Below are 20,682 nucleotides of genomic sequence, written 5' to 3' on the forward strand. Positions count from 1 at the left end.
CGGTCTCTGAGTGTGTTATTCGCCGCCAGTGTAGATGCGTTCCCAGTCTTGCGCCATATCAACAATGATCCAGCCTATGCCGGGGCCCTTGTCCAACCCATCGGCCAGTTTTCCGATCGGGCTTTCGCGATCATAGGCCCATTCGCGTTCGGCATCGGTGTGGTGGATCAGGACGCCCAGACGCGGACCATCGCCGGCGGTGGTCCATTCCAGCATGGCGAAGTCACCGTCCGAGTTACCGACCGCCAGAATGGGGCGTCTGCCGATCGTGCGTTCGATGTTGATGGGCTTGCCTTCTTTGTCATCGATAAAGGCGATGCCCGGGGCCTTGGTGATAACCGGCGAACCATTGGCCGTTTCATAAGTCGTGTCGGCATAAGTCCCCAGAACCTGCTCGGGCGGAATGCCATAGGCATCCTCGGCAAATACGCGCATGAAATGCAGACCACCGCCCGAGACAATGTAGGTGCTGAACCCTTCATCCCTGAGATAGCGCAGCAGTTCCACCATCGGCTGATAGGTCATCTGATCGTAAGTCAAACCGGTATCGGGGTGGCGCGCGGTATCCAGCCACTCGGCGACTGTCGACTGGAATTCTTCGACACTGACGCCGGAATGCGTGGCGTTCAGAACTTCGATCAAAGCATCGTGGCCGCCCTCGGCAACGGCTTGCAAATCACCCTTTGCCGCAGCTTCCAGTGTCGGCGTAGTCAGGATCGAGGGGTCCGCTTCAGCCAGCTCGGCAAGGCGATCCAATGCGAAGGTCAGTTGAAAATAGACCGGCTGCTCGGCCCAAAGAGTGCCGTCATTGTCGAACACCGCAACCCGCTCGGCCGGGGTTACGTAATTGGCGCTGTCCGTGTCGGTGACAGCCTCAACAAACTCGATGATCCTGTCTTTGGACGCGGACGTGCCCCAACTGGGCAGTGGGTCGGCAAACAAAGTGGCCGGTATCATGAAAACAGCAACCGAAAGAACGGCATTCCTCATTTGAAAATTCCCTAGTTAAATCGGAAAAGGGCCGCCGTTTAACGGGCGGCCCTTCATTTGCTGAGGGGTTAGTTGTTGGTCGGCGTTGTCAGCTTTTCCATAACCTGATTCAGGTTGAAGCTTGCTGCTTTCTGGCGCGGCGGGAACTCCTGGAAGGTCGCCAGGAATTCGCCTACGAATTGCTGAGCCGGAACCAGGAAATACGCCCGATCCAGCAACCAATCGTAGTAGGTGTTGGACGTGCGGTATGCGCGCTCATACGGGTCACGACGCAGGTTGATGATCAACGGGACACGCAGTTCGGTCCAGGGTTCGATCCACGCACGCAGTGTTGCCCATGCCTTCTGCTCCAGGAAGATCAGTTTCCAATCGTCATAGCGCAGGGCCGTCAGATCACCGTCATCCGAGAAATAGAAGATTTCGCGACGGGGGCTTTCCGCGGTCTCACCGGTCAGCAGCGGCAGGATATTATAGCCATCCAGGTGCACCTTGTAGTCGCGGCCCATGCCCGAGGAGCTGTAGCCAGCCTTCAGCTTTTCCTTGATGTCGGGGTCACCGGCAGCAGCAAGGAAGGTCGGTAGCCAGTCCATATGGTGCACGATCTCATTGGTGACCGAGCCCGCTTCGATCTGTCCGGGCCAGCGCACCATCGACGGAACGCGCCAGCCGCCTTCCCAGTTGGTGTTCTTCTCACCCCAGAACGGCGTTGCCGCTGCATCCGGCCAGGTGTTGTAATGCGGGCCGTTGTCGGTCGAGTAATGCACGATGGTGTTGTCAGCGATGCCAAGCTCATCCAGCAGGTCCAACAACTGACCCACATGCATGTCATGTTCGATCATGCCTGCGGTGTATTCGTCCGCAACGCCACCAATGATCTCGTTCGCTTGCGCGCGCATTTCATCCTTGACGTGGGTGCGGAAGTGCATACGGGTGCCGTTCCACCAGACATAAAAGGGCTGGCCCTGCTCATGGGCACGCTTGATGAAGTCGACCGCTGCGGCAATGGTTTCTTCGTCCACCGTCTCCATGCGTTTGCGATTCAGTGGGCCGGTATCCTCGATGGTGCCGTCGGCCTTGGACTTGATGACACCGCGCGGCCCATAGGCCTCGCGGAAGGTGCGCCCGTCGGGCAGAACCGCATCGCCGGGATAGTCCTCGTTTTCAGGCTCTTCTTCGGCATTCAGGTGATAAAGATTTCCGAAAAACTCGTCAAAACCATGGTTTGTCGGAAGATGCTCATCCTTGTCGCCCAGGTGGTTCTTGCCGAACTGACCAGTGACATAGCCATGGTCTTTCAGCAGGCCCGCGATGGTCGGGTCTTCGACCTGCATCCCCAGATCAGCGCCCGGCAGACCAACCTTGGACAGGCCGGTCCGGAACACCGATTGACCCATGATGTAGGACGAGCGGCCAGCGGTACAGGATTGCTCGCCGTAGTAGTCGGTGAAAATCATGCCTTCCTTGGCGACGCGGTCGATGTTCGGCGTCTGATAGCCCATAAGACCCATCGTGTATGCTGAGATATTGGACTGACCGACATCGTCACCCCAGATGACCAGGATGTTGGGTTTTTGGTCCTGCGCCCAGGCGGGAAGTGCCAACGCAACGGCGACAGTTGCCACAGCGATGCGACGCAGCTCGGTGCGCCACCTGTTTGCAATCGAACGTGGTGGTGACATGGTATGCTCCTGATCTGTAAGGGTCTCTATGGCCCGGAGGTGTGTCGGTGTTTGATGGCTGGCGAAATCAGCCAAAACGGTTTGTAAAAAATGATCGAATTCTGAACGGCAAAGCATCACCCTTCCGGGAATCGAACGCGATCAGATTAGGCGATTTGCCGGATTGAAAACTCATCAGATGATGATATTGGAAATTTCTAATGTTTGACAAAACGAACAATATTAAGCTGTTGCAGAAGACCGGGTGGTTTAGCAAACGCTCGGACGCGTTTCGCTGCGGCTTGCTGGCCTGCGGGGCTGGAAAGTTCTTTGAGCTGGGGGAAACTCTGTTCCATCACGGAGACCCGGCAAACGGAATTTTCGCCGTCCTCAGCGGCGGTGTTCAGATTACTGCGCCAGCGGATGACGGGCAGGAGTTTGTGCTGCACCGCGAGGGCGCGGGTTTCTGGATCGGGGATCTGGCTCTTTTTGCCGACACCCCCCGACTGATCAGCGTCGTCGCCACGCAAGAGACGCACACGTTGTTTTTTCCACATTCGCGCATAGCCAAGCTGGTTCGGGACAATCCGAATTTCGTTCGCGACTTTTATGCGTTGACTCAGGAGAACATGCAGACGGCGCTTCGAATAATGGCCAATCTGGCCGTGACCGGCAGTGAAAAAAGGCTGGTGTTGCGACTGCTTCACCTGGATGAGGGCGCATCTGAATCCGAAGGTTGGATTGATGTGTCTCAGGACGAATTGGCTGAGATGATCGCCGTGTCGCAGCCCACATTGCACCGCATATTACACCGGCTAGCTGACACGGATCTGATCGAGCTCGGATATGGGCGCGTGCGGCTGAAGGATCGACAGGCGTTGATCGCCAGTTGCCAGACCTGAGATCAGGGGTTCAGCGGCGGAAGGGGTCGGACACGGTTTTTTGGTGCAGCCACGAGTTCTTTCATAGCGGAAACGGCACCAGACCAATCAGGCGTTTTCATCGTGTTATCAGCGCTATATCGCGTTGAGCCAATCTTGCTCAAACATGCTTCTAGGCCGTGATACCCTTGCGGGTCATCACAGCGCCGCTTCCAGGTTTCAAGCGCGGAATACGCGGCCGACAGGTCTTGGTTATGCAGTGCGCGGCGCAGTTGCGCGAGGGCGAATTCCGGGGACGCACGGTATGCCTGTTCACGCGCCGCCTTCCATCTGCGATATCGCGGCGTCATCCAACGTATAAGGGTCCGGACGGCCACCACTGCTGCGGCGACCCACACGAAATACCTGATCAATGTATCTGCGGACGGAGGTTCGGGTTTGGGCGCAGCCAGCGTTAGGTCCACGGCTTCGACGTCAACGGTTTCTACGACGTTCGTTGTCAGGTTGAACCATTGCAGAGAAACCGGCGGCAGCTGAGTTTCACCGCCGTCCTGGGCCAAGTAGACAGTTTCATCAATACGTTGGCCCGACAGAATGCCGCGATCCTCGGTTTCGGTGAACCGTGCCTCTTTGGGATAAGGGCGTAGCAGAGGGTCCTGATTATTCTGAATTAACTGCGGTATCATGATCGGGCTTGTGCCTGAAATACGCGCTGTCAGTCGCCGGGTGACCGCATCGCCCGCCTGCATTTCGGTTGGGCCTTCTACCTCCTGCTCCAGTTCAAAGCCCGTCGCGATAATCAGAGGGTTCAGGTCGCGCGCGCCATCCGGGACCACGGCGTTGATCTTGATCGGCGGCAGCGGAATGGAAACCTGGATTGGGCTGTTCGTTTCCGGGTCCGCAAAGGTGACCATCATGTCCTGAGCATCAAACTCAATCGCGCCTGGCGCCAGAGGGTAGATGCGATAACTTCGTTTAACGCCGGACCAAGTCGCGCCGTTCACGGACTCGCTGACAGGTCCCGAAGCGCGCTCGGGCAGGCGCACCAGAAGGTTTTCCTGTTCAAGTGCGGGAAAGATCGGAGGGGACGGCATGAAGGTCGGCACCAGAACCTTTATGCGCAGGATGGCCGGTTGCCCGACGATCACGTCCTCACTTGGCGCCTGCACCGTGACTTGTGGTCGGGGTGAGTTCGAGGATTGTGCGAATGCGACGCACGGAAGGAGCCACAACATGAGGAGGGGAAAATATCTCATTGTTCCTGCTCCTGATTTTCTAGGCGAAACCGGTTGCGCAAAAAGTCCTGCATGTCTGTATCAATCGCGCTGATCCACTGATCCGCCGAAAGGGGTTTGGCGTCTTCGGTCTGAGCCTGAATGGTCGTGTTTTCCCCACGTGCAGCTTCGTTGTCGAACACAGTGTCATCCGCTCCGATGCCAGATTCTTCGCCGGTATCGGATTGTTCCCGCGTTGTTTCGACGTAATCCAGAATGGCTGTGGCAACCTCAAGGTTATGCTGTGCTTCCGGCCAGTCCGGGCGGCGATCCAATGCCGTTTCAAAGGCCGAAATGGCGGGCCGGTATTCGCGATTGCGAATGCGTGCCATGCCTTCGGCAAAGGCGGCCTCTGGCGTGTTCAATTCGGCGAAGATGGCTGCGGCGTCCGGGTACTGGCCAGCCCTCAGCCTCGCGTAGCCTTCGTGATAGGGTTCCTCAAACAGCTCTGCGGCGTCCGCGTAGCGTTTCTGGTTCATTGCGATCTGGCCCTGCTGATCCGGTGTCAGGAACCAATCTCGCCAACCTTCTGCACTGGCGGGGCCCGCGGGCTGTATCAGAAACAGTCCCAGCAAGGCCCAGCGGATCACCCAGCCCCGCCGGAACCAGAGCAGCGACAGCAGGGCTGCGGGCCATGCCAGTATCCAACCCCGATCCTGCCAGTCCAGACGATCATCGTCATCCAACGCATCCACATATGCCGTCTGAATTTGCCGCTGTAGCCGCGCGATATCCCGGTCATCATTGGAAAACGGGACCACGACGGCGTTCTTCAGGTTGTTCAGTTGAACAATGTCAACGCCATTAGGGAGCATGGTCAGAAAGTAAACCTGCGTCGATGTGTTCTGAAACTCGGTCAGCTGTGATGGGTCGAGATCGTCCAGAGCAAACAGAACAGCCCCTGGTGTTTCACTTTCATCCAATATGCTTCGCGCGAGCGTCAGTGCATCACCGGCGGCATCCCCTTGCTTGGGCATCACAGCTGGGGTCAGCCCCTCAAGCAGCGGGCGCAGGATATTTGCGTCTTCGGTCAGCGGGGCCACGCGGTGCGGTGAACCGGCATAAGCGATCAGAGCCGTTCGCGCGCCGGCGCGGGCATTGATCAGGTCGGTAATCTTGAACTTTGCACGCTCCAGCCGCGATGGGGGCAGGTCGGCGTCCTCCATGCTCTCGGTGACCTTCAGGGCGATGACAAGCGGGGCCGTATCCGCCACAAGCGGGTTCTGCGCACGCGACCACGTTGGCCCCGCAGCAGCAATGGTGACCAGCACTGCGGCGATCATGGCCACGTCAATGGGATAGATGCGCCGCTTGTCCTCGCTGCCCAGCCGCAGGGCCGCAGCAAGGTGTGGAGCCACACCAGATGGCAGATCAGTCTGCCCCGAGCGTTTCGGGCGAGCCACCCACCAGAGACCCGCAATCGGTATCAGGAAAAGCAGATAAGGCGCTCTTAAAAAATGAAATTCCGTCAACGCGTCGATCATGGAAGGCTCCTTCGACGCTGTGCGAAGTGCAACCCAGCGGCGCTGCCCAACATAAGTAGAAGAGCGGCCAACAACGGATAGTGTGCGAGGCTTTCTCGCGGTCGGTAGCTTTGGGTTTCAACTATTCTGGGGTTTTGCTCATCAATGCGTTGGTAGGTCTGGGCCAGCGCGGCCTCGTCATTGGCAAAGAAGTATTCCCCGCCGGTCCGATCCGCGATGGCTTTCAAGGCGTCCAGGTCTACACGATCCTCGCCCGACGCATTGGGATCGCCAACACCGATGGTGTAAATGACGACGCCTTTGTCAGCCGCAATGGCGGAGGCGTTGGTGGGCGTCATGCGGCTGGACGTATCTGCGCCGTCGCTGAGAACGATCATCAGGCGCTGGTCCACCTCGCTTGCGTCAAAAGTGCGGATACCCAGGCCGATAGCATCGCCCAGGGCGGTGTTGGGACCTGCCATTCCAACTTGAGTTTGATCCAGGAACCCATTCAAACTATTGAGGTCTTCTGTGAACGGTGCTTGAACAAAGGCCCGGGTTCCAAAGATGATCAACGCCATCCGATCGCCCTGACGTTCGGCAATGAACCTGCGCATCACGTCTTTGACCGCCGCCAGCCGTTGTTTGGGCGTGCCGTCGGTGGACTGGAAATCACGCTGATCCATCGATCCTGAAATATCGAGCGCCAGCACCACGTCTCGGGCGGACTTTTCGATCACGATCGGTTCTGACAGTTTTTCCGGGCGTGCCAAAGCTGCCACCAACATCAGCCAGATGAGAGTGACCACAGCGGTTTGCAGCATTGTCCTGTGTGCGATGACCGATCCCGATTTGGGTTCAATACCTGCCGCTTTGGCGACATGGCGGAAAAAGGGGATGCGGATCGAACTGGATTTCTCCCGGTGAGGTGGCGCAAACCGATAGACCAGCAAGGGCAGTGGCAGAAGAAGAAAGACCCAAGGCGCTGCAAAAGAGATCATCACAGCCTCCTCGGAGCTTTGTGGGTCCTGATCCAGTCTCGCGCGAAATTGGCGACGTTCGGATTGGGAGGGCTGGACCTGTATGGGGCGTCAACAAGGGCTTGCGCATCAGATGAAGAAATCGAAATCTTATCAGCGGATTGCTTGAGAAACGTAATCCATTCCGGGCCGTGAAGGCTGGCCACCTGATCACGCGGAAAAGCGGCCAGTGCGGTACGTCGCAGGATTTCCGCGATCTTGGCGACGTCACTGTCGGCAGCTTTCAAATCGGCCAGCGCGACACGGCGGTACGCATTAGATCTTTGGTGCCGCCGGTACAGGTAAACGGCGCAAACGACCACCGCAGCCAGAAGCAACACCAACACAGCCCAGCCCCATGTCTGCGGCGTCATAGGTATCGGCGCGGGCGTTGGTGCGGGTTCGAGCATGTCCAGCAGCTCGACAAGGGATTTGCCTTCGACATCGACGCTCATCTTTGTCCTCCGCGATGGCCGAATTGCCGAAGCAATTGATCCAGGGCCGGTTCTGCGGTGGTCAGCGGCACAATCGGAAAGCCATAGCGGCGCGACCACTCTCGCAGCTGCGCCAACCTGTCCTCCAGCGCAGCCCTGATGCGGCCCGACAATTCCGGATCCGAGCTGTCGAGTTCGATTTGAGCGTCCCCATCCGAGACGGTGGTGCGCAGCCCCGGGCTCAGGTCACGCGAACTGGGGTCGGAAACATTGAACAAGATCAGATCGTTTGACCGCGCCAGTCCTCTCAGCAGGCTTTCCGAGGCCTCATCCAGGCCATCAAAGTCCGAAAACACGCATATCAGCGCGTTGGTATGTGCGATCCGGGCGGCCTGTTTCAGGACGTCGTTCAGCGAAACGGTCGGCTCGGGCCGCAGCGTTGCGTTCAGGTTGCAATTCAGCGCCGCGACTGAAGACAGGAAGCGTTTCAGCGCAGCGGGGCGGCGTTGGGGGCGATGCTCGGCCAGATCGGTGTCGCCAAAGACAATCCCGCCCACGCGGTCGCCTTGGCCCAGAACGCGATGGGCGGCGATTGCGGCAGCTTCGGCCGCGATGACCGATTTCATGTAAACCTCGGTTCCGAAAAACATCGAAACGCGCTGATCGACCAGCAAGAGGGCAGGGCGGTCCCGTTCCTCGGTGTAGACCCTAACATGCGGTCTTCCGGTACGGGCGGTCACCTTCCAGTCGATTGTTCGGATGTCATCGCCGGGCAGATAGGTGCGCAGTTCTTCGAAGTTCAAACCCCGCCCACGCAGGCGTGACGTGTGGCGCCCGTTGAGGATCGAGCGCGCCGGTTGCCGCGGCAACAAGCTGATTGCGCGCGACCGGACACCCAGTCGTAACAGATGGTCCGCATCTACATGGATGCGCGGGTCGTCGGGGTATGTGGCGGTTTGGGCCACGGGCTCTCTTTCTGTTCAGTCAGGGCAGCGAGACGAGGCGCAGGATTTCCGCGATCACATCGTCCGCCGTTTTGGCGTTGCCCTGTGCCTCGAAACTGAGCGTGATGCGGTGGCGAAACACGTCGTGGGCGATAGCGCGAATATCAGCGGGGTCCACGTAATCGCGTTCATTCATCCACGCGTGCGCGCGCCCACATTTGTCCAGCGCCAGCGATGCGCGCGGGCTGGCGCCAATTTCGATCCAGCTGGCAAGCTCTTCGCTGTACTTCTCGGGTGTTCTGGTCGCTTGCACGAGGTCGGCCATATACCTGTCCATGGCGTCGGACACGTGGATCTGCCCGATTTCCGCCCGTGCCTGAAACACTGCATCCTGTGGGATTGGTGGCGGTATCTCGCCCGTCGCACCGGACCCTGAGGCGATGTCTTCACCGCGCACCAGACGGATCACTTCAACTTCGTCCTCGACCGGAGGATATGTGATTTGCACATGCATCAGAAACCGGTCCATTTGTGCCTCTGGCAAGGGGTAGGTGCCCTCCTGCTCGATCGGGTTCTGGGTCGCCATCACGATGAACAGCGGTTCCATTTTGTGCGTGGTACCCGAGACGGTGACCTGCCTCTCTTCCATCGCTTCCAACAACGCGGCCTGCACCTTGGCCGGGGCGCGGTTGATCTCATCAGCCAGAACGAGGTTTGCAAAGACCGGGCCGGGGTCGAACCGGAAGGTGCCGCCGTCATCAGTTTGCTGGAACACTTCAGTTCCGGTCACGTCCGAGGGCAACAGGTCGGGTGTGAACTGTATCCGGCTGAAACGGGCATCCAGATTGCGCGCCATGGCTTTGACGGCGCGGGTTTTTGCCAGCCCGGGCAGGCCCTCGATCAGAAGGTTACCGTTTGCCAGCAAGCCGATGAGCAGCCGGTCAATCACCTCGGTCTGGCCAATAATCGCCTGCCCCATGCGGGTTTTAAGATCATCTATCTGATTAAGTGCATTCATTGATTTGGTCCAATCATGGCCGGACGTCTGGATGTGACATGGCAGGGTACGCCGGGGCGAAATAAGCGGGATTGTTTAGTAACGGACGGACGTTAGCAGTCTTGTTGCGCGCGTTCCACTATGAAATCCGTTCCGCGATATGTTGCAGATCGGCGCGTAGCTGGGGGCGAATTTCGCCGTGGTTCGGGGCGTCGCATAGCGTTTCGAGCCAGTGCCGCGGTGGCTGCTTTCCGGCCGCGCGGTTCCATGTCAGTTCGCCGAGTATGGATCGCGCCTCGTTGTTCAGAAGGTCAGGTATGTCGATCCCGTTCAGGGTTGCCCAAACACCGCTCCAAAGCCGTGCGACGGACCACGGATTGTAGCCTCCGCCGCCCAGAACCAGCAGACGAGGGGCCATGTCGCGCAGACTGGAAACTGTGCGCCAATGGGCATTGTTGGACAGGGTCAGCCGCGACAAGGGGTCCTCGGCCACCGCATCCGCGCCGCATTGCAATACGATGGCCTGAGGGTCAAAAGAGGCCGTCGCCGGCAGTATCAGCTGATCGAGGATGGCAAGAAACTCATCATCATTGAGGTTGCGGGCAACTGGCAGGTTAAACGCCGCCCCACCCGCATCGTCGTCCAATGTACCACTGAAGGGCCAGCGGGCCCTTTCGTGAACCGAGATCATTCGAACCTTCGTTGATCCACGAAAGGCCGCTTCGACCCCGTCACAGTGATGGGCGTCGATATCGACATAGACGATACGATCAAGTCCGGCGCTCAGTAGGGACAGGATCGCAAGAACCGGGTCGTTCAGATAACAGAACCCGTTTGCCCTGTTCGCCAGCCCGTGATGCGTGCCCCCTGCGGGGCTAAAGACGATGCCGCCATCGCGGATCAGTTCGACCCCCAACATCGACCCTCCGGCAGCGGTGGCCGGGCGTCGGTACATTTCGGGGAAGACGGGGTTTGACAGGGTGCCCAGCGCGTATTTCTGTCGTGTTTCATCGGACACGGCCTGATCCCACTCGGCCTGTTGCAGGGCAGCGATATAGTCAGGCGTGTGAAACGCTGTCAGCGCCGAAGGCTTCGCGCAGGGGCTGACGCGATAGTTCGAGGGCGACAGCCACCCCTGCGCCCGGCACAGATCAATGACGGTGGAGACGCGCGGAATGGCCAATGGATGCTTCGAGCCATAGGTCGAGTTGCGATAGATTTCCGAGCCGATGAACAGCGGGCGTTTCATCGTCTATCCTGTGGTACGCGGAGAGTTCTCTTCGCCCAGCCTGCCATCAAGCGACATCAGGATTGCAACAGGGCGTAGCGCGGGAATATGGCTGAACACGATCAGGATGCAGACAGTCAGCGGGACGCTGAGGAAGGCTCCGATCAGGCCCCAGATTGTGGTCCAGAACATCAGCGCCAGAATAACCAGAAAGGTGGACATGTTCAGCGAACGGCCCAGCAGGGCGGGGTCCAAAAAATTGCCGATCATGAACTGAATGGTGCCGCAGCCCAGCACGATGATCAGGAACGGGCCGATGCTTTCGAACTGAACCAATGCAATCATTGACGGAAAGATCACCGCGATGATGGACCCGATGGACGGGATAAAATTCAGTGCAAAGGTCAGCACGGCCCAGGTCTCGGCAAATTCCAGGCCCAGCAGCTTGAAAACCGAGTAGCTGATGCCCGCCGTGATCAGGCTGATCAGGGTTTTTACCCCGACATAGCGTTGCAGGCTGAACGTGATGGCATCCAGGATCGAGGCGAACTCTATACCAGTTTTCGGGTCACCGGCGGCCAGTTGGATTTTTTTGCGGAAAGCTAGCCGTTCGGCCATCAGGAAGGCGACGTAAAGGCTGATCAGAAAGAACTGGTTCAGCAATGACGTGGCGCTGCCCAGAAGGACGCGCGCAACATAGGACATGTCGATGTTGATCAGGTTGTCGCGGATAAACTTGGTCACGTCATTGCCCACCAGCCCAGTGACGCGGTTGACCGCTTCGTCGAACTGGTTCTCATAGGTGCCGATCGTGCGGGCAAACTGGGTCGCCTGGCTGCCCAGAATATACATGATCACGAACAAACCGGCCAAAACCACAGTGACACCCGCGACATTGGCCAGCCAGACCGGCATGCGGGTCAGGGCGATGATCCGGTCGCTGAGCGCGATGATCAGGACATTGATCAGCAGGGCCATCGTTAACGGGATCAGAAACGCAGAACCGGCGTACAAACCCAGCACCACAAGGGTCGTCACAATCGACACATCCCGAACAACGGACAGCTTGAGCTTTGTCGGTCTCGCGGTTTGGTCTTGGTCCGGTGTCATGACTTGGCTCATCCTGAGAATTGCGCTTGTGTCCGATCCTGCACAGCAGGGCCGGATTATGCAATGCGCCCAAATGTTTGTCAGAGATTATTTGCGCAGAAAGCGGATTTGCCGGTTTAGCGGTCAATGCTGGCGGGTTAGGGTTTTGGAATGAATGCCAGTGTGATTCCCTTTCTCAACAGACCGATTCAGGCGCTTTGGGTGGCCATTACCCGGTTTGATGCCAAGAACGGCTTTGTCATGAGCAGCCACGTCGCCATGTCGCTGATGATGGCGGTGTTCCCCTTTGCCCTGTTTACCGTAGCGCTGGCGGGCTCGCTGTCGCAGGATTACGTGACCAACGAGTTGATCGAGCTGATTTTCGGCGCATGGCCGAAGGATGTGGCCGATCCGATTGTTGCCGAATTGCGCTCGGTTCTGGCCGAGTCCGGCTCGGGCGTGATCACGCTGGGTGGCTTGCTGGCGGTGTTCTTTGCCTCGAACGGGGTGATGGCGGTGCGCAAGGCGATGAACCAAGCCTATCATGACTTCGACAGCTGGCCGTTCTGGAAAACACGGCTGCTGTGTCTGGGTCTGGTGATCGCGGGTGGCATCACCATCATGATCATTGCCGCGGTCGAGGTCATCCTGCCGGTCTACACGAATCTGGTTTCCGAAAAGACGGACGTGAAAGTGTCCGAATGGTTGTCGGTGGATCGCTTGCGCTGGACTTTCACGGTGGCCGTTCCGGCCGGTGCCGTCATCCTGGCGCATCTGATCCTGCCGACCGGGCGCCACAAGTTGCGGCAGATCCTGCCCGGCGTTTTGCTGACGCTGGCCTTGTGGGCGGCAGGAGGCTGGGGCTTTTCGGTCTATATCGCGCAGTTTGCCTCGTACAGCGCCACCTATGCAGGGCTGGCCGGTGCGATGGCCGCGCTGATCTTTCTGTATCTCTGCGCGGCGATCCTGATCCTGGGCGCGGAATATAACGGCGCCCTGATGGACCTGCAGAACGATTCCGACGGGCCCGAAACGTGAGGGCGGCGCTTCTTGTCTGGCTGTTTCTGCCGGGGTTCGTATTTGCTCAAACGCCGGAATATGCGGGCTCGGATCAGTGCATCGAATGCCACAAGGCTGAGGCCGAGGCCTGGGCGACCTCTCATCACGCACTTGCCTGGACCGAAGTCGAGGCCGGGCATGTCGTGGCGGATTTTGACGGAACCCGGTTTGACCATGACGGCTTGGCGGTCGAGTTCAGTGTGACCAGCGACGGCCTGCGGGCCAACGTGACCGAAAAGGACGGCGTCACAACCGAATACGGGGTGCATTCGGTTGTGGGGATCGAGCCCCTGCAGCAATACCTGTTCGAAACCGAACCCGGCCGGTTGCAAAGCTTCGATGTCGTCTGGGGTACTGAGGCCCGACAGTGGTTCCACCTCTATCCCGATCAGGACCTGCCGCCGGATGATGGGTTGCATTGGACCGGTCCTTACAAGAACTGGAACGCCCGGTGTGCCGAATGCCACGCGACCGGGTTTGAAAAGAACTACGATGCGCAGACCCGAAGCTATGCCTCGACGCAGTCCGAAATTGGGGTTGGATGCGAGGCCTGCCACGGCCCGGGATCGGCGCATATTGACTGGACGCAGGGCCAGAAACTCGCCGCCGATCTTGGCGAATTCGGGTTCACCATGAGCTGGGGCAGGGGCCGGACCGAGGACGAAATCCAACAATGTGCCGGATGCCATTCGCGGCGCGAGGCGCATGGCGACGGCAATCCGACCCCGGGAACGCCCTACCACGACGCCTATAATCTGGCGGTGCTGCGCCCCGGTCTTTATCATCCGGACGGGCAGATTTTGGACGAGGTCTACGTCTATGGCTCGTTCCTGCAATCCAAGATGTACGCGCAGGGCGTCGGGTGCATGAACTGTCATGACCCACATAGTGTCGAGCTTAAAGCGGATGGAAATGGGGTCTGCACGCAATGCCACTCCCCGGCGGGCAACTCTGATTTTCCGACACTGACCACCAAGGAGTATGACACCTCTGCGCACCACCACCATCCGGAAGACAGTGCGGGCGCGCAGTGCAAGTCCTGCCATATGATCGAACGTGTCTATATGGGCGTCGACGGGCGGCGCGATCATAGTTTCCGCATTCCGCGCCCCGATCTTGGGTTGGGCGAAGATGCCTGTACCGATTGCCACCAGGCCGAGGATCAGGCCTGGGCCGCCCAACGGATCGAGGAGTGGTTTCCGGCGTCCTCCCACCGCATGCCGCACTATGGCACCGCGTTTCAGGCGGCTATGGACGGGCGTGCTGACGGGCCGGATGCGTTGCTTGGAATCGCGACTGACACTTCCCAGCCGGGCATCGTTCGCGCCACGGCAGCTTATCTGCTACAACCTTTCGGCTCAGTAGAAGTCGCGGAACAAACGGCACCATTGTTGTTTGACGCAGACCCGCTGGTGCGCGCGAACGCGGTGGTTTTGCAACGTCAGGCTGCCTTGCCGGATCAGATCCAGCGGCTGGAGCCCTTGCTGTCCGACCCATTGCGCAACGTCCGCATCTCAGCTGCCAAAGAGTTTCTGAACATCCCCGGCCAAGCCCTGACCCCGGAACAGCAGGCGCAGGTCGCAAGGGGCATGGAAGAATGGCAGGGTACGATTGCGAACCGTCTGGACTTCCCGGAAACCCACCTTGTTCTGGGTGGCATGGCTCTGACCTTCCGCAACGCCCCGGCCGCAGAGCGCGCGTTTCGAGAGGTCGTCACCTTGGACCCACAACGGGCTGAGGCCTGGCCCATGCTGGTGCAACTGGCGCAGATCAACCGCGGCCCGGATGCGGCGCGGGAGGTGTTGCAAGAGGGGTTGGAAGTGCTGCCGAACGATCCCGCGCTGCTGCAATTCAGGGCGCAACTGGCCCCGTAAAACGGCAAGGCTTGGCCCGGTTTCGGTCACGATCCCGGCAAATTTAGGCGTTAACCATGGTCCTCAATGATGTCTTGTTTCGCTTGTACGGTTGCCTATGTCACAGAAACCGATCCACACGTCGCAGCTGCAAAACCCCTTGTCCGTGGGTCAGAGGGTCGCTGATTTGCAGGCTAAAAAGCCGGAGTATATAAACCACGGCGAGGCGCTATTGTTGAAACAGACTGCCACCGCGTCGCTGCGTGAGCAATTTTTGACCGGAGATCGAAGCTGGATCGACGACTGATTCAGCCCCGGAACCCCGTGGCGACCACAAATTTCTCGGAACTGTCGGGACGGGATGCGGGCGGTTTTACATTGGCCACCTTCTCGAACTTCTGTTTCAACAGCTTCTGCAGATCGCCCTCGGCGCCCCCGGCCAGAACCTTGGCGACAAAGGTGCCGCCTTCTTCCAGCACGTCAAAGGCGAAATAGGCCGCTGTTTCACACAGGGACATGATCCGCAGGTGGTCGGTTTGTTTGTGCCCCGATGAGGCCGCCGCCATATCCGACATGACCACGTCGGCTTTACCGCCCAGCCAGTCTTTGACCTTCTGGTCGGCATCGTCCTCCATGAAGTCCAGCACATGCGCCGTAGCGCCCGCGACGGGTTCAACTTCTTGCAGGTCCACTCCCAGAACGGTGCCGATCCGCTTGCCGCTTTTTTCGCCCAGCGCGTTCACCCGTTTAACCGCAACCTGCAGCCAGCCGCCAGGCGCGCAGCCCAGATCGACCACCCGCGCGCCGGGGACGAGGAAGCGGAACTTGTCGTCCAATTCCAGAATCTTATAGGCCGCGCGACCGCGATAACCTTCGGCATTCGCGCGTTTCACATAGGGGTCATTCAACTGCCGCTCAAGCCAACGGGTCGAGCTGAGCTTACGCCCGCGCGCTGTCTTGACTTTGACTTTCAGGTCGCGCTGTCCACGGCCTGAGTTGTTTTTGCCACTCGGTGTCTTCGCCATCAGAACGGTCCGTCTTCCAATACACCGTCCGCGCTCATCTGTGCGTAAAGCAGACCTTCGCGCAGCCCCCGGTCCGCCACAGAGAGGCGGTCGGTGGGCCAACAGCGAAGCAATGCCTGCAAAATGGCTGAGCCGGACATAATCAGGGCCTGCCGGTCATCGCCGATCCGCGGATCGCGCCGCCGCCCCAGTGGGCCGAGTTCTAAGTACCCTCGTATGACTTTGTCAATCTGATCGCTGGTCATGCGCAGACCGTCCACCTTGGTCCGGTCATACCGCTTTAGGCCCAGATGTGACGCGGCCACGGTTGTCACGGTGCCGCTGGTGCCGACGATCTGGAACCCTTCGCGGGCCTGTTCATCCTTGTAGGGGGCGAAATCGGCGAGGTTCTCTTCGAAGAACCAGCTCATCAGTGCAAAACGGGCCGAGTCGTCCTCGACATCGTGGAACTGGTCACGCAGCGTTGCGACCCCCAGGGGCACGCTGATCCAGTCCACCACTTTGGCTGCTGGAAAAGGGCTGTCGGCCGTATGGAACCCGTGGTGCAGACGCATGATTGCAGCAGGGCGGTCACGGCGCGGAACCGATGAGATGTCGATCCACACCAGCTCGGTCGAACCACCGCCGATATCGACGACCAGCAACTGCTCGGTCTTGGTCGACACCAGTGGCGCGCAGGAGATCACGGCCAGACGCGCCTCTTCCTCAGGCTGGATGATCTCCAACGTCAGTCCGGTTTCGCGCCTCACCTGCCGGATAAAATCCCGTGAGTTCTTCGCGCGCCGACAGGCTTCGGTCGCGACCAGCCGCATCCGTTTGACCTTGTTGCGTTTCAGCTTTTGCTGACAGATGCGCAGTGCCTGTATGGTGCGCGCCATCGAGGACCGAGACAGCCGTCCGGTCCGTTCCAGACCCGCGCCCAACTGCACGGATTTGGAGAAGCTATCCACCACATGGAACCCGCTACCCTTGGGCTGGGCTATCAACATGCGGCAGCTATTAGTTCCCAGATCCAGCGCCGCATACAACGCATCTGGATCGGGTCTTGCCGGCGCGGGGCTTTCGACCGCCTTCGGGAACGCGCCCGCACCTTTGGGACGCTTGGGCGCCATCTTAAACGCCCTCCGATTTTCGAGTTACCCCGACCATAGGTCGGGCAATTGTTTCGTGCAAGACGCTCATTAAAGTGATGAGTATTTTGATGTGCGCGTTTGCGTTAGAATTCAGTACAAGCCCTGTATCCCGTTGTAGGCAAAAAGGTCGCTTGAAATACGCCGTGTGTCGAAATTCGACCGACCTGAGCTCGCATAGAAGTTTAGAAACTGCCCATCTGGTTAGGAGGAATCAAAGGCAATGCCTGACGTCACCATCGTATATTGGCGCGACATTCCCGCCCAAGTTATCGTCGGCAAAGGCCGTCGTGGCGCAAAGCGGCAGTTGGAGGAGCGGTTTGAACAAGCCATCGACCGTGCTGCCATGAAGGTGAACGCCAAGGATAGCGATGCCTACCTGGCCGAATGGCGCAAGGCAGAGCCTTTCGCGGTTGAGGGCGACCCGTCCGAGATTGCCGAGGCCGAAGCTGTGCGTCTGGAAGCTGAATACGATCAGGACCGCATCAAGGCGCTGATCGCTAATGACGGTTGGGCATGAGCCCCAGATCTATATGGGAGGCCACTATGGCTTTGCTGAACTTTAAGAAACGTGATGCGGCCGAAAAGGCCCCGGTAAACCCGACCGTCGAAGCCTTCTTGCAGGGCTATTCGATCGAGGTAATGCCCCGCACCGCCGAGAAAGTCGAAGACTTCCGTGCGCTGCTGCCCGAAGGCACCCGTGTCTACATCGCCCATATCGAGGGCACGCCGATCGAGGACATGGTCAAGACCGCCAAGCGGATCGCGGCCGAAGGGTACCCGGTCATGCCGCACTTCCCGGCGCGGATCATCAAGGATGCGGCGACGCTCGAGAACTGGATCTCCATGTATCAGGGCGAAGCAGGCGTAGACCAAGCGCTGCTGCTGGCTGGTGGCGTTGCCAAGCCGCACGGCGATTTCGACAGCTCGACGCAGCTGCTGGAAACCGGTCTGTTCGACAAGGCGGGCTTCAAGCGTCTGCACGTTGCCGGCCACCCCGAGGGCAACAAGGACATCGACCCCGACGGATCGACCAAAAATGTTGACGACGCGCTGCGCTGGAAACAGAAATTCTCGGAAACCACCGATGCGGAAATGGCGCTGGCGACCCAGTTCGCGTTTGACGCCAAGCCCATCATCGCATGGGCGGACAGCCTGAAAGAAGCGGGCGTCGATCTGCCGATCCACATCGGCATCGCAGGTCCGGCCAAGCTGCAGACCCTGATCAAATTCGCTATCGCCTGTGGCGTTGGCCCGTCGTTGAAGGTTCTGCAGAAGCGTGCCATGGACGTGTCCAAGCTGCTGCTGCCCTATGAGCCCACAGATGTTCTGACCGAACTGGCCAACCACAAGGCGGCGAACCCGGACTTCAACATCACCAACGTGCATTTCTTCCCGCTTGGTGGCATCAAGACCAACGCCAACTGGGCAATCGAAAACGGCGGCGCTTCGGCAAAGCCAGTAAACTCCTAAGGAACGGACATGACCCGTACAGTCGTAGAATCAAAAACAAAAACCGCCGTTCTGGGCTTCGACGAACCGTTCTGCGTGATCGGTGAGCGGATCAACCCGACCGGCCGCAAGAAACTGGCCGCTGAACTGGAAGCAGGCGATTTCTCGACCGTCGAGAAAGACGCCATCGCACAGGTTGCTGCAGGCGCGACCGTTCTGGATATCAACGCGGGCGTTGTCTACAACTCGAACCCCAACCCGAACGAGACCGAGCCGCCGCTGATGACCAAGATCGTCGAGCTGGTGCAGGGTCTGGTCGACGTGCCGCTGTGCATCGACTCGTCGGTTCCGGGTGCTCTGGAAGCCGGTCTGGCGGCAGCTGAAGGCCGTCCGCTGCTGAACTCGGTTACCGGCGAAGAAGAGCGTCTGGAGATGGTTCTGCCGCTGGTCAAGAAGTACAACGTTCCTGTTGTTGCGATCTCGAACGACGACACCGGCATTTCGGAAGACCCCGATGTCCGTTTCGACGTGGCCAAGAAGATCGTTGAGCGCGCAGCCGATTTCGGCATCCCCGCGCATGATATCGTCGTTGACCCGCTGGTGATGCCGATCGGCGCGATGGCAACTGCTGGCCAGCAGGTTTTTGCACTGGTCCGTCGTCTGCGCGAAGAGCTGGGCGTGAACACCACTTGCGGTGCGTCCAACATCTCATTCGGTCTGCCGAACCGTCACGGCATCAACAACGCCTTCCTGCCGATGGCAATGGGCGCTGGTATGACTTCGGCGATCATGAACCCGGTGGCTCTGCCGGTGACGCAGAAGAAGATCGCCGAAAAGAAAGAGGCCGTTGCCGCAGCTGGCATCATCCTGCCCGAGGGCATGGACGACGAAGCCTTCGTTCAGATGTTCGGTCTGGGCTCGACCCTGCCGCGCGCTGGCAAGGAAATGGAGGCCATCCGCGCCGCCAACCTGCTGACCAACAACGACCCGCATGGTGGAGCTTGGATCAAGTTCAACAAATCGCCTGAAGAGGCCGGTGCTGCCGGTGCCGCAGGTGGTCGTCGCGGTGGTGGCCGTCGCCGTCGCGCTTGATTTCCTAAGAATTCGATCAAAGGCCGGGCCATGTGCCCGGCCTTTTTCGTTTTGACCCTGATCAAGGCCGGGAATTGTCGGGATTGCGACAATGACACAAGCCCGCAGCAAAAATCAGGTGTCTTCATGACCAAACATCACCCTCCGAAATTGGCGGACGCCGATCTGAGCAAGCGCCTCAGTAAGCAGGACTATTTTGAAGAACTGGTCGATCTTCAGGCACAACTGGCGCTGATCCAGCAGGCGTTTCTGTTTCATGGCGCGAAAGGCGTGCTTGTGTTCGAAGGCTGGGACGCGGCAGGCAAGGGCGGCACGATCCGCCGGATCAGTCAGGCGCTGGACCCGCGTAGTTTCAAGGTTTGGCCTATTGGTGCACCACGCAACTACTACCTGAACCGTCATTACCTGCTGCGGTTCTGGGAAAGACTGCCCCCCGAAGGCGCCATCTCGGCCTTTGACCGCAGCTGGTACGGCCGCGTTTTGGTCGAGCGGCTGGAAAAATTCACTCCGGAAAAACGCTGGCAGGCCGCGTATCGTGAAATCAACGATTTTGAGCGGATGTTGGTCGATGACGGCACCCGGATCGTGAAGCTGTTTTTCCACATCTCTCCGGAAGAGCAGATGGCACGCTTCACCGAGCGTCTTCGCAACCCGATGAAACGGTGGAAACTGACTTATGAGGATTTCCGCAATCGGGAGAGGTGGGCTGAGGCCGAAGTGGCCGTGGACGAAATGCTGGCGCGGACCTCGACCGAAGTCGCGCCTTGGCACGTCATTCCGGCGAACAACAAGAAATACGCCAGAATCAGCGCGATGCGCGCGATTGTTGATGCGTTTTCCAAGGACATCGACCTGAGCCCGCAACACCTGGACCGGCGTACACTGGACGCGGCCTGTGAGGCATTGGATGTGGATCAGTCGTTGATCGACAGTCTGCGCGCCCGGACCGAGTAATTGCTCGGTGCCTTGGAAAGGCGCTTGAAGTCGTTCAGCGGGCGGTGTTATCCAGCGCTACGCGGCGGGTATGATGTAATGGTAGCCTGTCAGCTTCCCAAGCTGAACGCGCGGGTTCGATTCCCGCTACCCGCTCCAAA

Annotated in this window: 19 protein-coding genes and 1 tRNA gene; 8 read left to right on the plus strand and 12 right to left on the minus strand. The window is 59.0% G+C overall.

Annotated elements, in window-relative coordinates; all coding sequences use genetic code 11:
* Nucleotides 1–15: 15 nt before the first annotated feature.
* Entirely contained in the window at nt 16–990 is a 975-nt protein-coding gene (locus tag ACR0KW_RS00490; protein ID WP_480803266.1) for an HAD family hydrolase, read from the minus strand.
* A gap of 68 nt (nt 991–1,058) precedes the next feature.
* A complete protein-coding gene (locus ACR0KW_RS00495; RefSeq protein WP_480803267.1) occupies nt 1,059–2,669 on the minus strand; it encodes an arylsulfatase in 1,611 nt (536 codons plus the stop codon).
* Nucleotides 2,670–2,869: 200 nt separating this feature from the next.
* On the opposite strand from ACR0KW_RS00495, the gene ACR0KW_RS00500 reads away from it, so the two are divergent.
* Nucleotides 2,870–3,550: a Crp/Fnr family transcriptional regulator gene (locus ACR0KW_RS00500; protein WP_480803268.1), complete on the plus strand. Its 681-nt coding sequence runs from the start codon at nt 2,870–2,872 to the stop codon at nt 3,548–3,550.
* 2 nt (nt 3,551–3,552) lie between these two features.
* Here ACR0KW_RS00500 and ACR0KW_RS00505 read toward each other — a convergent pair whose 3' ends face one another.
* The 8 genes from ACR0KW_RS00505 to ACR0KW_RS00540 all read right to left on the minus strand — a co-directional run bounded on the left by ACR0KW_RS00505 (nt 3,553) and on the right by ACR0KW_RS00540 (nt 11,998).
* Nucleotides 3,553–4,785 carry a hypothetical protein gene (locus ACR0KW_RS00505; protein ID WP_480803269.1) on the minus strand — a complete coding sequence of 411 codons (1,233 nt, stop codon included), beginning with the start codon at nt 4,783–4,785 and terminating at the stop codon, nt 3,553–3,555.
* Complete coding sequence (locus tag ACR0KW_RS00510) at nt 4,782–6,287, minus strand: VWA domain-containing protein (RefSeq protein WP_480803270.1); 1,506 nt, start codon at nt 6,285–6,287, stop codon at nt 4,782–4,784. The genes ACR0KW_RS00505 and ACR0KW_RS00510 overlap by 4 nt, the downstream gene beginning before the upstream one ends.
* Complete coding sequence (locus ACR0KW_RS00515) at nt 6,284–7,267, minus strand: VWA domain-containing protein (protein WP_480803271.1); 984 nt, start codon at nt 7,265–7,267, stop codon at nt 6,284–6,286. Before ACR0KW_RS00515 ends, ACR0KW_RS00510 begins: the two co-directional genes overlap by 4 nt.
* Complete coding sequence (locus tag ACR0KW_RS00520) at nt 7,267–7,740, minus strand: DUF4381 domain-containing protein (RefSeq protein ID WP_480803272.1); 474 nt, start codon at nt 7,738–7,740, stop codon at nt 7,267–7,269. Before ACR0KW_RS00520 ends, ACR0KW_RS00515 begins: the two co-directional genes overlap by 1 nt.
* Nucleotides 7,737–8,684 (minus strand): DUF58 domain-containing protein, encoded by a 948-nt coding sequence (locus ACR0KW_RS00525; RefSeq protein ID WP_480803273.1) that lies wholly within the window; start codon nt 8,682–8,684, stop codon nt 7,737–7,739. Before ACR0KW_RS00525 ends, ACR0KW_RS00520 begins: the two co-directional genes overlap by 4 nt.
* A gap of 19 nt (nt 8,685–8,703) precedes the next feature.
* Nucleotides 8,704–9,681: an AAA family ATPase gene (locus ACR0KW_RS00530; RefSeq protein ID WP_480803274.1), complete on the minus strand. Its 978-nt coding sequence runs from the start codon at nt 9,679–9,681 to the stop codon at nt 8,704–8,706.
* A gap of 118 nt (nt 9,682–9,799) precedes the next feature.
* Nucleotides 9,800–10,909 (minus strand): acetoin utilization protein AcuC, encoded by a 1,110-nt coding sequence (locus ACR0KW_RS00535; protein WP_480803275.1) that lies wholly within the window; start codon nt 10,907–10,909, stop codon nt 9,800–9,802.
* 3 nt (nt 10,910–10,912) lie between these two features.
* Nucleotides 10,913–11,998 (minus strand): AI-2E family transporter, encoded by a 1,086-nt coding sequence (locus ACR0KW_RS00540; RefSeq protein ID WP_480803276.1) that lies wholly within the window; start codon nt 11,996–11,998, stop codon nt 10,913–10,915.
* 150 nt (nt 11,999–12,148) lie between these two features.
* Between ACR0KW_RS00540 and ACR0KW_RS00545 the strand changes: the two genes are divergently transcribed.
* Nucleotides 12,149–13,015, plus strand: a complete 867-nt coding sequence (locus tag ACR0KW_RS00545) for a YihY/virulence factor BrkB family protein (RefSeq protein ID WP_480803277.1) — start codon at nt 12,149–12,151, stop codon at nt 13,013–13,015.
* The gene (locus ACR0KW_RS00550) at nt 13,012–14,910 is read left to right on the plus strand and encodes a multiheme c-type cytochrome (RefSeq protein WP_480803278.1); all 1,899 of its coding nucleotides are present in this window, start codon (nt 13,012–13,014) and stop codon (nt 14,908–14,910) included. The genes ACR0KW_RS00545 and ACR0KW_RS00550 overlap by 4 nt, the downstream gene beginning before the upstream one ends.
* Nucleotides 14,911–15,197: 287 nt before the next feature.
* Here ACR0KW_RS00550 and ACR0KW_RS00555 read toward each other — a convergent pair whose 3' ends face one another.
* Nucleotides 15,198–15,914, minus strand: a complete 717-nt coding sequence (locus tag ACR0KW_RS00555) for an RlmE family RNA methyltransferase (RefSeq protein ID WP_480803279.1) — start codon at nt 15,912–15,914, stop codon at nt 15,198–15,200.
* Entirely contained in the window at nt 15,914–17,026 is a 1,113-nt protein-coding gene (locus ACR0KW_RS00560; RefSeq protein ID WP_480803280.1) for a Ppx/GppA phosphatase family protein, read from the minus strand. The genes ACR0KW_RS00555 and ACR0KW_RS00560 overlap by 1 nt, the downstream gene beginning before the upstream one ends.
* A gap of 241 nt (nt 17,027–17,267) precedes the next feature.
* On the opposite strand from ACR0KW_RS00560, the gene ACR0KW_RS00565 reads away from it, so the two are divergent.
* From ACR0KW_RS00565 to ACR0KW_RS00585, 5 genes are all read left to right on the plus strand, one after another.
* Nucleotides 17,268–17,564, plus strand: coding sequence for a virulence factor (locus ACR0KW_RS00565; RefSeq protein ID WP_480469750.1), 297 nt, complete (start codon nt 17,268–17,270; stop codon nt 17,562–17,564).
* 26 nt (nt 17,565–17,590) lie between these two features.
* On the plus strand, nt 17,591–18,517 hold the full coding sequence (locus tag ACR0KW_RS00570) for a methylenetetrahydrofolate reductase (protein ID WP_480803281.1): 927 nt from the start codon (nt 17,591–17,593) through the stop codon (nt 18,515–18,517).
* Nucleotides 18,518–18,526: 9 nt separating this feature from the next.
* Nucleotides 18,527–19,588 (plus strand): methyltetrahydrofolate cobalamin methyltransferase, encoded by a 1,062-nt coding sequence (locus ACR0KW_RS00575; RefSeq protein WP_170324988.1) that lies wholly within the window; start codon nt 18,527–18,529, stop codon nt 19,586–19,588.
* A gap of 126 nt (nt 19,589–19,714) precedes the next feature.
* Nucleotides 19,715–20,542, plus strand: coding sequence for a polyphosphate kinase 2 family protein (locus tag ACR0KW_RS00580; RefSeq protein WP_480803282.1), 828 nt, complete (start codon nt 19,715–19,717; stop codon nt 20,540–20,542).
* 64 nt (nt 20,543–20,606) lie between these two features.
* Nucleotides 20,607–20,680: transfer RNA gene (locus tag ACR0KW_RS00585), tRNA-Gly, on the plus strand.
* The last annotated feature ends 2 nt before the right edge of the window (nt 20,681–20,682 follow it).

Source organism: Ruegeria sp. CG11 (assembly GCF_056537245.1).